Source organism: uncultured Clostridium sp., from assembly GCF_963527835.1.
Classification (GTDB): domain Bacteria; phylum Bacillota; class Clostridia; order Clostridiales; family Clostridiaceae; genus Clostridium.
Genome location: NZ_CAURTC010000005.1, coordinates 39,305 through 53,249 on the forward strand (window position 1 = coordinate 39,305; position 13,945 = coordinate 53,249).

Annotated in this window: 15 protein-coding genes and 1 pseudogene; 15 read left to right on the forward strand and 1 reads right to left on the reverse strand. The window is 30.4% G+C overall.

Annotated features, from left to right (window positions below; translation table 11 throughout):
- Positions 1-136 precede the first annotated feature (136 nt).
- On the reverse strand, positions 137-343 hold the full coding sequence (locus RYM86_RS18490; protein ID WP_399547284.1) for a hypothetical protein: 207 nt from the start codon (positions 341-343) through the stop codon (positions 137-139).
- Positions 344-1,223: 880 nt separating this feature from the next.
- Between RYM86_RS18490 and RYM86_RS04535 the strand changes: the two genes are divergently transcribed.
- From RYM86_RS04535 to RYM86_RS04610, 15 genes and pseudogenes are all read left to right on the forward strand, one after another.
- Entirely contained in the window at positions 1,224-1,520 is a 297-nt protein-coding gene (locus RYM86_RS04535; RefSeq protein ID WP_315078153.1) for a sigma-70 family RNA polymerase sigma factor, read from the forward strand.
- Entirely contained in the window at positions 1,507-1,740 is a 234-nt protein-coding gene (locus RYM86_RS04540; RefSeq protein ID WP_315078155.1) for a helix-turn-helix domain-containing protein, read from the forward strand. Before RYM86_RS04535 ends, RYM86_RS04540 begins: the two co-directional genes overlap by 14 nt.
- 415 nt (positions 1,741-2,155) lie before the next feature.
- Positions 2,156-2,302, forward strand: a complete 147-nt coding sequence (locus RYM86_RS04545; RefSeq protein WP_315078158.1) for an SHOCT domain-containing protein — start codon at positions 2,156-2,158, stop codon at positions 2,300-2,302.
- Positions 2,303-2,362: 60 nt separating this feature from the next.
- Positions 2,363-4,498, forward strand: coding sequence for a 2-thiouracil desulfurase family protein (locus RYM86_RS04550; protein ID WP_399547247.1), 2,136 nt, complete (start codon positions 2,363-2,365; stop codon positions 4,496-4,498).
- Between the two features lie 77 nt (positions 4,499-4,575).
- A complete protein-coding gene (locus RYM86_RS04560; RefSeq protein WP_315078160.1) occupies positions 4,576-4,923 on the forward strand; it encodes a hypothetical protein in 348 nt (115 codons plus the stop codon).
- A gap of 160 nt (positions 4,924-5,083) precedes the next feature.
- Positions 5,084-5,554, forward strand: coding sequence for an agmatine deiminase family protein (locus RYM86_RS04565; RefSeq protein ID WP_315078161.1), 471 nt, complete (start codon positions 5,084-5,086; stop codon positions 5,552-5,554).
- A 243-nt stretch (positions 5,555-5,797) separates the two neighbouring features.
- A complete protein-coding gene (locus RYM86_RS04570; RefSeq protein WP_315078329.1) occupies positions 5,798-6,124 on the forward strand; it encodes a winged helix-turn-helix domain-containing protein in 327 nt (108 codons plus the stop codon).
- 100 nt (positions 6,125-6,224) lie between these two features.
- Complete coding sequence (locus RYM86_RS04575) at positions 6,225-6,782, forward strand: flavodoxin family protein (protein WP_315078163.1); 558 nt, start codon at positions 6,225-6,227, stop codon at positions 6,780-6,782.
- 23 nt (positions 6,783-6,805) lie between these two features.
- Positions 6,806-7,381, forward strand: a complete 576-nt coding sequence (locus tag RYM86_RS04580; protein ID WP_315078164.1) for an NAD(P)H-dependent oxidoreductase — start codon at positions 6,806-6,808, stop codon at positions 7,379-7,381.
- A 24-nt stretch (positions 7,382-7,405) separates the two neighbouring features.
- Positions 7,406-7,651 carry a GNAT family acetyltransferase gene (locus tag RYM86_RS04585; protein ID WP_315078165.1) on the forward strand — a complete coding sequence of 82 codons (246 nt, stop codon included), beginning with the start codon at positions 7,406-7,408 and terminating at the stop codon, positions 7,649-7,651.
- Positions 7,652-7,759: 108 nt separating this feature from the next.
- Positions 7,760-8,593: pseudogene (locus tag RYM86_RS04590) on the forward strand (GNAT family N-acetyltransferase).
- A gap of 234 nt (positions 8,594-8,827) precedes the next feature.
- Positions 8,828-9,400 carry an alpha-ribazole phosphatase gene (gene cobC / locus RYM86_RS04595; protein WP_315078167.1) on the forward strand — a complete coding sequence of 191 codons (573 nt, stop codon included), beginning with the start codon at positions 8,828-8,830 and terminating at the stop codon, positions 9,398-9,400.
- A 271-nt stretch (positions 9,401-9,671) separates the two neighbouring features.
- Positions 9,672-10,424, forward strand: a complete 753-nt coding sequence (locus RYM86_RS04600) for a hypothetical protein (RefSeq protein ID WP_315078169.1) — start codon at positions 9,672-9,674, stop codon at positions 10,422-10,424.
- Positions 10,425-11,216: 792 nt separating this feature from the next.
- On the forward strand, positions 11,217-12,695 hold the full coding sequence (locus RYM86_RS04605) for an Lsa family ABC-F type ribosomal protection protein (RefSeq protein ID WP_315078172.1): 1,479 nt from the start codon (positions 11,217-11,219) through the stop codon (positions 12,693-12,695).
- A gap of 162 nt (positions 12,696-12,857) precedes the next feature.
- A complete protein-coding gene (locus tag RYM86_RS04610) occupies positions 12,858-13,892 on the forward strand; it encodes a Cfr family 23S rRNA (adenine(2503)-C(8))-methyltransferase (protein WP_315078174.1) in 1,035 nt (344 codons plus the stop codon).
- Positions 13,893-13,945: the final 53 nt, after the last annotated feature.

The window sequence follows — 13,945 nt, forward strand, 5'->3', positions numbered from 1 at the left end:
TCTATAGAAGTGTTTAAAATTTTCAAAGAAAGGTAAGCAACTTTTAGGTAAATTATTAAAGTTAAATAAATATGAATATGTATATTGTAGAAAATTACAAATGATTGGACAAACTTAAAAATAGAAGGTATTATTACTACTGAATTTTCTTAGAGCGAATAATCCCTTTGGCTAATGATTCTATAAGCATTAACTCTTTGTCATTAAAACTATCCATTTGAGTTTCTATTTGCCTGCGTTTATTATTTTTTATAAGAGTGCTATCATAATAGAAATATTTATCTACTGAAATATTTAGTAGTGTTACTAAATCATAAAATACTTGCGAACTTAGCTTAGATATTAACCATTATTTTTAATGTTTGTTGAAAAATGAGTGTTAATACCAATGATATTTCCTACTAGATTACTAGACATATCTTCTTTCATTTGGACTTTTTTAATGGCAAATACAAAAGTCGTAAAATTATATTTTCCATCTTTGTTATGGATATTAATCACCTTAGTATATTTTACAGTTCATAATAAGTGTAGAGTAGGTATAGAAAAACGTATTATTAGGTTTTATAATTCTGGTTATGCATTGTTTGAAAAAATATACTGTTGTACGGTAAATAAAAAAAACCGCTATTGCAGCAGTACATTTTTATTGCTCTCATTTAAATATAGTTATACGGCGGTTTTGAATAATCAAAGCCGTCGTATTTTTTTCTTGAAATTCGGAAGGAACAACTAATAACTAATGTCAATTTTATAAACGGCGGCTAATAGGGGGGAGCTGCTATTAAAATATATAATTGCATAATAAAATTATACTTTAGGTTCTATAATAAAAAAATTCATTATACAGCGGTAAGTGGGAAATATTGCAAAATTGGATTTTGGCAACATATTGAAAACATAATTAAATCAAAAGCACATAAACAGATTAAACAGTCTGATTATGTGCTTTTTTGGATTTTTAAAATTTTAATTAAAAAATTTTTAAGGGAATGCAACAAAAGTCACCTCTTTTGGAAGTTACGTTGCGGAAAGGGGAAAGAGGGAAGCCCTCAACCACTTCGTGACAGAAATGGGGTGAATTTATACAATCATCTTCTTTTGAAAAGGCAATTGAGGCTCAATTTGATTGTCTTACAAAGAAAATCATTAAGCATGAGAGAAGTAAGTATTATAGAGATATTTCCAGACATTGGAGAAATGAAATTTCATTTTCTGATTTATTGGAAGTAAAATTGGAGGATTTTTATAACATAGACAAATATCCTAGTGAATACACAGCATTTAATGTTCTTGGAATGAAAGTACAAATAACGGATGAGCAGTTAAGTAAAGTTCTAAAAGAACTACCAGAGAAGAAAAGAAATATTATCTTACTGTCATACTTTATGGATATGTCAGATTTAGAAATTGGAAAACTTATGAATCTTGTACGCAGCACAATTTATCGACATAGGACAAGCGCACTAAAAAAAATTAAAAAAATGTACAAGGAGGAATCAGAATATGAAGAAGAATAAACACCTATCATTTGATATTATTGTAGCTGCTGTGGATGGAGATAAGGAATCAATTAAAAGAGTTTTAAACTTCTATGATGGTTATATATCAAAATTAAGTTTACGCAAAATGTATGATGATTATGGGAATGTTTATATGGTTGTAGACAGTGAATTAAATGGTAGAATACAAACTGCTGTAATGAATATGATTTTCAATTTTGAGATTATAGTAGTTTAGAGATTTAATGTGAAGTATATATTTTATTCTCTTCCCAAAATGCTTTACCTAATATCATATAAAAGTTAGTGAAATAATTATTGACTGAAATCTAAAAGTTTTTATTGTTCTTTGAAAACTGAATAAAACAATCGAATACGTTTTAATAAGAAGATAGCCGACAGACTGACACGCCATGACCGTAAAGCAAGCGATTATTGTCAGTGCTCTGTAAGTAATCTTTGGCAAGATTACTGCCATGACTTCTTATTGTAATAATGATACTCCCGTATAGCTTTAGTCCGAGCGTGATAAAACCGTCGCAGACAATGGATACGGCTGCATGAGAACCATGCAGGGGTTGGATTCCCGTGAGCTGTGCCACAGCTATTCGATTTGTTTAATAAATAACAAGATTAGTAGAAAGGGGGATTATATGAACAAGGATTTAATTAGTTACAGTATGCAACTTGCAATGTTAAAAAAATTACTTGTTCGTAAGCTTATTTCAGAAGAAGAATATGCAAAAGTAAAAAAAGGACTTATGAAAGATTATAAGATAGTATCAGATATAACTGCTTGAATAGTAGCTGCTTTTGTTGTATAATTAACACAACAAAGAGAATACGAAAGGGTGGTTTATGTGAAAGAAGTTGAAATAATAAAAGCTAAAGGTACAACTACAGGTCGAAATAATGGAAAAACAATTGAACGATTACGCGTAGCTGCTTATTGTAGAGTGAGTACTGATAGTGAAGACCAATTAAATAGTTATAAATCTCAGGTAGCCTATTATACAGAATTAATCAAGAAAAATAAAGAATGGGCTATGGCTGGAATTTTTGCAGACGAAGCAATTACAGGAACACAGGTGACAAAACGAGAAGATTTTCAAAGAATGATTAATGAATGTATGAATGATGAAATTGATATGGTGATTACAAAATCTATTTCACGTTTTGCAAGAAACACCTTAGACACATTAAAATATGTTCGTATGCTAAAAGAAAAGAATATTGCTGTTCATTTTGAGGATGAAAAGATTAATACTCTTACAATGGATGGTGAATTACTTCTTGTAGTTCTTAGCTCTGTAGCTCAACAAGAAGTTGAAAATATATCTGCAAATGTAAAAAAGGGACTTAAAATGAAAATGAAACGCGGCGAATTGGTTGGATTTCAAGGATGCTTAGGTTATGACTATCATCCAGAGGATAAAACAATAACTGTAAATCAAGAAGAAGCTAAAATTGTACAATATATTTTCAATCGATATATTGAGGGAGCTGGAGGTTCAGTAATTGGTAAAGAATTAGAGAATCTTGGATATAAAACAAGGTATGGAAGCAGTTCATGGGCTCAATCAACCGTAATTGGAATAATTAAAAACGAGAAATATAAAGGCGATTTGCTTATGGGAAAGACTTTTACTGTTGATCCAATTTCAAAGAGAAGGCTAGATAACTTTGGTGAAGAAGATAAATTTTATATTAGAGACCATCACGAAGCTATTATTAATGAAGAAACTTTTGAAAAGGCACAGGCAATTTTAGAAAGAAGGAATCAAAACAGGGTTAAAATTAGTGGCGGAAATATTAAAAGAGAAAAATTCAGTAGACAATATGCTTTTAGTTGTCTGCTTGAATGTGGTTTTTGCAGTGGTACATTAACTAGACGAAACTGGCATAGTGGAACAGACCACAGTAAAGTTGTTTGGCAGTGTGTTACAGCTACTAAAAAAGGAAAGAAATTTTGCAGTGATAGCAAAGCTATACCAGAAAAAGCTATCGAAGATGCATTTGTAGAAAGTTATCGTCTATTATGCTCTGATAATAAAGAAGTGCTTGAAGAATTTTTGAAGAGAATGGAGGAGAATTTAAATAGTAGTAGTGTTAACAAGCAAATATCCAAAATAGATAAGGAAATAAATACAATAGAGAAAAAGAAAAATAAGTTAATTGATATGAGGTTAGAGGATTCAATTGATAAAGCCACATATGAAGCGAAATATGCTGATTTAATATTAACTCAAGAAAATCTTATTAAAGATAGAAAAAAGCTTGGTGAAATTTCTGAAAATGAAAAAGAAATAAAACATCGTTTAAAAGAATTTAAGACGACATTAGAACAAAATGAGGTATTAGAGGAATTTGACAGATTTGTTTTTGAAAGTGTAGTAGAAAAAGTTATTATAGGTGGAATTAATGAAGAGGGAAATAAAGACCCTGCACAAATTACATTTGTCTATAAAACAGGATTTAAGAGTAGTTTAAATGGAGATAAATTTAAACCTCAAAGAAAAAATGCAAGAGGCAGACATAGAACTAATGAATTGTGTTCACATGATAATAATGAGGTTGAAAAATTGTGTTCTGATAGTAGCTTCGATACAGGGGGTAACTGTAAATATAATGGTGGTAATAACCTAAATTCAAGAGTAGTAGATTTTTTAAGAGATAAAGAAGTGATTGAAATTTGTCCAGAAATGTTAGCTGGTATGAGTATCCCAAGAGCTTCTGCTGAAATAGTAGATGGATGCGTTACTGAATGTAATGGTAAAAATGTTGATAAGGAATATCGAAAAGGGGTTGAATTGGCATTAGAAAAAATAAAAGATGAAGATATTGATTTAGTAATTCTTCAGTCACGTAGTCCGACTTGTGGAGTTAATAGAATTTATGATGGGAGCTTTACAGGAAAATTGATTAATGGTCGAGGACTGTTTGCCAAGGCTCTTATTTATGCTGGATATAAATTAATTGATTCTGAAGATGTTTAATAAATAGTAATTTGGAATGCTGATTAGTTATATTATAACTTGTCCAAGCTTCCCTATTTTAGAAAGTTGGTGGTGAAATGAACTATATTATCAAATATGGTGGAAATTTTGTAGCAATTTCAGATAGTGTAGAAACAAATTCACATAGGCACTGGCTGCTACAAATGTTTCTTAGTAGCAAAAAGGAGCTGCTCGACCATACAAACTTCCAATGCATCGTCTTACAGGAAGGTTGGTATCTGACAACATTTCACTATGGCGATTATTGTAGTATTGACGGAGCCTATGATAAGCTGCTGTTTTATACACAGAAGCAAAAGCAGCATTTGACTGAACCCTTTATAGAACGTTATTTTGTTGATAGTACCAATACATCAGATATAGCGGAATATATTACTGAAATCTCCATTAAAATTGCACCTTGACATTAACACAGTGTTAAGGTGTATTCTTTTTTATAGCAGAGAAAGAAAAATTTTAAATGAAAAAATTGTTTTCTTTTAGATGACCGTTGCACCAACTTTTAAAAGCTAAGACACACAGTTGGAACAATCTGCTATAAAAATTGATAAAGAGGTGAGTAATATGAGCAACTACTATTTTCCAGCAGAGGAAAGGGAACATGAGGGCACATGGCTTAGCTGGCCACATTATTATACATATGGCAAAAAATATCGTGATGATGTGGAAGGCATTTGGCTTGAAATGGTAGATGCTCTGTATACTGGTGAAAAAGTTCATATCATTGCTTACAATGGAACAGAAAAACAAAGAATTACGAATTTGTTGACAGATAAAGGTATTAATATGACAATGATTGACTTTGTCATTGCCAAGTCTGATGATGTCTGGTCACGGGATACCGGCCCAATATTCGTGTATGATGAGAATGATGTACTTACCATCGTCGACTTTACCTTTGATGGCTGGCGTAAAAAGACACATTACGAATATGAGGACAGAAAAATTATACCTATTAATGTTACTAGCTTGTATCAGTACGGAGGGATGCTGCACTGTGTCACCCAGCAACAACCTTTAAATAAAAATGAGTAAAGTATGAATTATAGATTTGTTGCCTTTAAAAACTTATTAAATTAATTTTACTGCTGCATTTATAAGAGTAAGAGTGTTTTTTATCTACTATAAGAAAACAAAAAATACTATATCATCTAATTTAAATTTTATACCGAATGCATCGTAATTAACTGGATTGTATAAATGGCTCATAATAATGCCTATAAATTATTATTGACAAGTGCATGAGTGTGCATATATAATCTTAATTAGGTGATAAATATGAATGAAAATGATTTAATTTTAGACTGCGCCAAAGAAATAGAAGAAAGTATTGATTTTGAATTTTTTAAGACTTTGTTTGATCCGGTACGATGTGATATTATGAAATATCTTGCTGTTAACGGCACTAAGAATATCAAAGATATTTCTGAAAATTTCACACAGGATCGTTCAGTTATTTCAAGACATTTAGAATTAATGCATAGATATGGAATAGTTAATAAAACAAAAGAAAATAGAAATGTTCTTTATGAATTGAACGATAAATATATTCTTGAAAAATTCGAATTAACAGCAATCAATTTAAAAAAATTAATACAGCAGTAAAATTTAAAAAGGCAGGTATGTCTTTTTAAAAACGCTATAATATGCATATATGCGCACAAAAGTACTCATTCACCGAATTAATTGAAAGGAAAGAATAAATATGAATATATTATCTGTTTTAGCAAGTCCACGAAAGCAAGGAAATACAGCTATTTTATTAAAAGAGTATTTAAAAGGTGTAGAAGATTTAGCACCATCAGCCCAAATAGAAACAATTTATCTCCAGTCAAAAAATATAAAATATTGTACAGGCTGCAATACCTGTCAAAAAAGTAGTCAAAGTCAATGTGTATTAAAGGATGATATGCAAGATATTTATAGAAGTGTAGAAAAAGCAGATGTTTTGGTTCTTGCTACGCCTGTCTATGTTTTTAATATGAGTGGACAGTTAAAAACTTTTTTAGATCGGTTATATGCAGTAAATCATAATATCTTATTAAATAAAAGAATTGTATTATTAACTACCTATGGTGATATCAATGAAGTCAATGCAGGAGTTCAAAATATCGTTGAATCTATCGATATGCTTTCCAATTATCTTGGTATGGAGTTCATACAAAACCTTAATGTAAGCACATATAAATTGCAGGTTTATGAAAATGATCAATATAAAAAAGCTGCCTATGCATTGGGAGCAGACATTTTAAAATATTTATAATATTTATTAAGAGGTGATTTAAGATGGTAACAATTATATTCTCTCATCCATGGCACGGAAGTTTTAATAAGGCTATACTGGATACGATAACAACTGCTTTAGAAAAAAAGAAAAAGAAATACCAGATAATTGACTTAAATAAAGATAACTTTAACCCTGTTATGACTGAAGGGGAATTGGCTTTGTATTCAAAAGGGCAACATAAGGATCCTTTGGTAACAAAATATCAAAATATGTTGAAAAAAACAGATGAAATTATTTTTCTATTTCCCCTTTGGTGGTACGATACCCCTGCTATCCTTAAAGGTTTCATTGATAAAGTTATGTTGAAAAATTTCTCATATACAGAATCAAGTACAGGTTTAAAGGGGAAATTAACCCATATTAAATCTGCTAAAGTGATAACAACAGGTCAATCTCCACGTTGGTATGTAAAATATTTTGCTGGTAATATGATTCAGAAAACATTTATCAATGCTACATTAAAAGGTGTTGGAATTAAAAATGCGAAGTGGTTTCACTGCGGGGATGTTTCTAAAGGAGCTCAGGTGAAGAGGAAGGAATTTCTGCAAAAGTTGACGAATTTGGTAATGAAATAAAAATTATATAATAGGAAGAAGTTTATGAAGTTGACATATACAACGAGGTTCCCGGCAAAAGAAGATTTATATGCGCTTTATGAGAATCTTGGGTGGAATGATTTTTTAAAGCTGTCCCCGGAACAATTATTAATAGCAATGAAGCAAAGTTGGTACTCTATTTATGTATACAGTGGAAATAAACTTGTTGCGACAGGCAGGATTGTTTCAGATGGGATTATTAATGCCTATTTATGCGGGGTAGGTGTTGATTCTCTATACTCTTTCTGACTATGCAAAGAGCGGGCAACGTGTAGGCACATGGTTTGTTGATGGTGTGATTAACTACCATCAACAAACCATGTTGAGATTGTTAAGCTATTAGATAGAGGAGGAAAAATGTTAGAATATAGAACTTTAAATAAAACAAGCATAGAAACACTTCACAAAGCATTTCGCAATGCATTTTCTGATTATCAGGTTGAAATTGATTTGTCTGTTGGAAAATTTAAATAAACACTTCAAAGAAGAGGATATGTTCCAGAGATATCAATAGGTGCGTTTAAAAACGATCTGTTGGTTGGTTTTATTCTAAATGGACTTAGAAGTTTGAACGGAAAAACACTGTGTATGATATTGGGACAGGCGTTATCATTGATTACAGAAGACAAGGTATCACAAGTAACATACTCTTGAATGTCAAAGAAATACTTAAACAAAAACAAATAGAGCAGTATTTACTTGAGGCTATTCAATCTAATGCGTCCGCAATTCACCTATACAAGAAAGAAGGATTCGAGATTAAAAGGAATTTTCCATGCTTTCAATTAGATAAAAAGCGTTATGTTCCTTTGAAAACCTATAAAGTTGAGCACACGGACAGAATGGCATGGGAACAATTAACAGAGTTTTGGGATTTTGAACCCTCGTGGCAAAATTCAATTGATTCAATTAATGCTGTATCAGAGGAATTTCTATATTCTATTGTACATTTTGATAATACAATTGTTGGATATGGCATTATTGATAAAAGAACAGGAGATATCCCTCAAATCGCAGTAAATAAACAAAGGAATTGCCAGAAGCATCATTACTGATTTAATCGAAAATACGGAATCACATAAAATCAGTGTTCTTAACGTAGATGATGAATCTAAATGTACTAAAGATTTTCTGATTAAATTAGGTTTTGGATATATTGTTGGCCAGTACGAGATGCTTTTGAAAATATAATAGTATTTGAATTATTCTCTATGATTTGGACATATAGATGTAGATAAATAAGAATTGGCAGGGCATATGAAATTAAGGAATGAAAAAAGATATAATGACTTATTTGAACAGTCAGCAATAAACAAAGTATTACACTATGTAAAGGGCAAAACTATTTTAGATATAGGGTGTGGATACGGACACAATAGTAAATTATTGCGAACTATTAAGATAAATATCTGAGGGGGATAATTTATGAAATTATTTTTGATAAGACATGGAGAAACAGATTGGAACATAAAAGGAAAGATACAAGGAAGTTGTGATATTGAACTTAATGATAATGGTATCAAACAAGCAGAAGAATTGAGCAATAAGATATTAGAAGATAAATATAAATTCTCAAAAATTTATTCGAGTCCACAAAGAAGAGCAGTTAAAATAGCAGAAATTTTGAGTAAGGTTACTAATGTGGAATATATATTAATAGAAGGATTAAAGGAAATTAATCTTGGAGAATGGGAAGGATTATCATGGGCAGAAGTAAAAGAGAAATATCCAACAGAATATGAGGAATGGTACATAGATCGAAGATATACTAAACCTCCCAAAGGGGAAGCATATCAAGATATGTTACAGCGTGTTTTGATTTCAATATATAAGATTATTAATGAGAATTGTGATGATATTGTAATTGTAACGCATAGTGCTGTAATTATGTGTATCCAATGTTATTTAACCAACACCCCTTTTTATAAAATGACGAAATTTAAAACAGATAATGCTTCAATTACAGAAATAGATAGCGATGTGTTAATGGAATTGTAATAAATAAAATTTCATAAAGATACCCTATTTTTTGATGAAAGGAGATAACAATTTGAAGTGCAATTCGATGAAGAAAATACCAAAGGAAGCAATTCAAGCAATCGAAATGATAGAGGAACTGCTTGATAGTCTGACCTACGGACAGCTAATAACCATATAATTGAAAATGTATATTTTAACAGAAAATTTATTTTAAAAGATATAAAAAACCACCTATTTTAGTGTAAAATTGATTTGCAAAAACACAATTTTCACAGAAATGTGGTTTATTATGATCAATGATCAACAATATATTACTACAGAATTAAAAAAAGTTCTAGAAAAAATGTTAATTTTATCATCAAATCGCTTAAATAATTTAATTGCTGTAGTAATAGGGATTATAGTTTCACGTTCGGTAATTTTATCTGATATAGCACAAGAATTAAAGGATCATTATTGCAAAGGAACTGAAGAAAGTAAGATAAAAAGACTTCAACATTTTCTTAGCAATGAGTTAATTGATCCAGAAAGTATGTTTGAATTCTTTGCATATAAGCTACTTAAAGATTATAAAAATAATAGAGCAAAATATCTTTATGATATAAAACTTACTTCAAAAAAATATAATTGTAATATGGCTGTATGTAAAGAAGTAAACGCAGATGATACCTGGTATATAGCAAATAATATAAACAAGCCAATTGCTATAAGAGAATATAAAAAGAGATTTGATATCGAAGAAATGTTTAAAGATTTTAAGGGTGGTGGCTTTAATCTAGAAGATACTTGGAATCAAGATATTTACTATATAAGAATGATGTATTTATGTATTTCTATAGTATATTACTGGATTATAACTTTAGGAACTTCATGTACTAAAGATAAGAAAAATAAGTTACTAGATGCAGTTAAATACTTAAAAGGCAAGAAAGTTAGAATATACAGTCTTTTCAGGTCGGGATATAAATATTTTAAAAGATGCTACTATTCTAATCGAAGTGAATACTATTTGAAAATAGCATTCACATTGTATGAATCTTAAAAGGAGATTTATTACATTGACAATGTATAATTGTAATTTTACAGCATACAGATTCCATTTATTTAAATTTATGATATAAAATTCAATATGCCAATTAAATTATTTTATTTATATTTACATAAAATACATTTTAATATTCATTTTAAAATACATGGAAAATAACTGCCCATAAGTCAGCCCACGAACTACTGAATTTCCAAAATGCACAGATTTTCCTGTTGATAAGTTCCCAATAACTACCTATAATATTATAAGAAACAGACATCAATTACATCAACTCATCGTATGTAGAGTGTGTTGTGAAGACAGAGAAGAAATAGATTTCCTTGATTCACTCTTTATTGACTTTTTCGACGTATAGACATATAATAATACAATGATAAAAAATTTGAAATTTGAGGTGAAAAAATGATTAAATTTTCTTGCTAATTTTTAAAGTACATTTATATACAAAGATAAACAGGTGTGTTCTGTTTGTTTTGTTGTGCTTATGCAAGAAAGTTATTCTTTTTTCTCTTAATATATACACTTGTATTATGCTATAATGATTAGCTTAACTACGTATATCTATGAGCTGTAAGAATAATTAATTCTTGCGGCTCTTACTTTTTTATAAATGATTCGAATAAGGAGGATAAATAATAATATGATAAATAAAGATACTTTGCTAACACATGATAATCTCCATATAGAGTCGGATACTGCAGGCGACACTTATATGGAGTAATAACAAGGTCGCCTATTGTTCCGACTTTGTTATTTATACTATTAAATACAGAGGAGGACAAAAATATGTCTTTAATAAATGTTACAAACCTAACCTTTGCTTATGAAGGTAGCTATGATAATATTTTTGAAAATGTTAGTTTTCAAATTAATACAGATTGGAAATTAGGCTTTACTGGAAGAAACGGAAGAGGAAAGACTACTTTTCTAAATCTTTTGCTTAGGAAGTACGAATATAATGGAAACATTTCAGCTGATGTGACTTTTGAATATTTTCCTTATGAGGTGCAGGAGCAAAGCAATTTCACTATAGATGTCATAAGGGAGATTAGTCCAAATTCAATGGATTGGGAAATAGTAAAAGAATTATCTTTGTTAGATATGGACTGCGATGCTTTATATAGACAGTTTTATACACTATCTAAAGGAGAGCAGACCAAAGCATTAATAGCTGCTATGTTTTTGAAGGAGAACTCCTTCTTACTTATTGATGAGCCTACCAATCATTTGGATGCTGAAGCTAGGCAAAAATTAAGTAATTACTTGAAAAAAAAGAAAGGATTTGTTCTGATTTCACATGATAGATCGTTTTTGGATAATTGTGTTGACCATATCTTGTCTATTAATAAAACTAATATTGAAATACAAAAAGGTAATTTTTCTTCATGGTGGAGAAACAAAGAATTACAAGATGGTTTTGAGATAGCAGAAAACGAAAAATTGAAAAAGGATATTAACAGACTTTCCAGCTCGGCAAAACGTACATCTACGTGGTCAGATAGTGTTGAAAGCAGCAAGTATGGAACTACTAATTCTGGGAGCAAATTAGATAAAGGATATGTTGGACATAAAGCTGCAAAAATGATGAAGCGTGCTAAAAATATAGAAGCTAGACAACAAAACATGATTGAGGAAAAATCAAAGCTTCTTAAAAATATTGAATCTAATGAAAGTTTAAAAATAGTACCGCTTACTTTCCATGATAAAAAGCTTGTAGAACTTACAGATGTTGCAATTGAATATGATGATAGAGTTGTCTGTGAAGGAGTAAGCTTCACTATAGAGCAAGGCGAAAGAATTGCTATTCAAGGAAAGAATGGCAGCGGAAAATCAAGTATATTGAAATTAATTTATGGAGAAGATATCCCCCATAGTGGAATTGTAAGAAAGAATAATAAGTTAATCATTTCGTATGTTTCACAAGATACTTCAGATTTATATGGTAACTTATCTGAGTATGCAGATAAACATTGTATTGACGAGAGTTTATTTAAATCGATGCTTAGAAAACTTGATTTTTCAAGAGAACAGTTTGAAAAGAATATCGAGGATTTTAGTGGAGGACAGAAGAAAAAGGTATTGCTTGCCAAAAGTTTGTGTGAACGGGCACATTTGTATATTTGGGATGAACCAGTGAATTTTATTGATGTCATTTCTCGTATGCAGATTGAGAAATTGTTAATTGAACATGAACCTACAATTTTGTTTGTTGAGCATGATAGTGCATTTTGTGAAAATGTTGCAACAAAAACAATAAAATTGTAAAGGTAGAAATGGTAATTAATATGTTTAATGGGAATATAAAAGTAACACACAATAGGCTCCATGCAAAGCCAGATGTTTTGGGCGACGTTTGCATGGAGTAGTATAAGTTGCTAATTATACTGGCTTTGCTTCTTAACTATTAATAGTAAGGAGGAAGCCTACATGAAACAGACAAAAACAAAATATGGAAAAATAAAACAAATAGTATCGGATTTAAAATTACCTGATTATAGATACGAACAGCTTACAAAAGCTATTTTTCATCAAAGAATAGATAATTTTGATGATATGCATATACTACCAAAAGCGTTAAGGATGGCTTTAGTAAATGAGTTTGGAAATAATGTATCTAGTGTAATACCTGTTTTTTCACAAGATTCTAAACAAGCTCAAAAATTGTTATTCGAATTGACTGATGGAGAAAGAATAGAAGCTGTTGGACTAAAGTATAAACAGGGGTGGGAATCGTTTTGTATTTCTTCCCAATGTGGTTGTGGTTTTGGATGTCGTTTTTGTGCAACGGGAAGTGCTGGATTTAAACGCAATCTTACTGCTGATGAGATAACTGACCAATTACTTTATTTCTATTTTAATAACCATAGATTGAATAGTATTTCATTTATGGGAATGGGTGAGGCTTTTGCAAATCCGGAGTTATTTGATGCAGTAAAAATTTTAACTGATCAAAATTTATTTGGGTTAAGTCAACGAAGAATTACTATTTCAACAATTGGCATTATACCAGGAATTCAAAGATTGACCAAAGAATTTCCACAAGTGAATCTCGCTTTTTCACTTCATTCACCATTTGAAAGTCAACGAAGCGATTTAATGCCTATAAATAAAAGATTTCCATTGAATGAGGTAATGAAGACATTAGATGAACATATCATTCATACGGGACGACGAGTGTTTATTGCTTATATTATGCTTGAAGGAATTAATGATTCGAAAGAACATGCAGAGGCAGTTGTAGGTTTATTGAAAAATCGTGGTTCATGGGAGCATTTATATCACATTGATTTGATACCTTATAATTCTACGGATAAAACAATTTTAAAATTTCAATCTTCAAGTGATATCAAGCAATTTTGCAGTACACTAAAGAAAGCTGGTATTAGTGTAACTGTTAGAACACAATTTGGTTCTGAAATTAGTGCTGCTTGCGGACAATTGTGTTATGAAAATGAATTATGATGTTAGTTCAAAAATATCCATTTGAGTAAAGAGATAGTCTTATTTTAAAAATC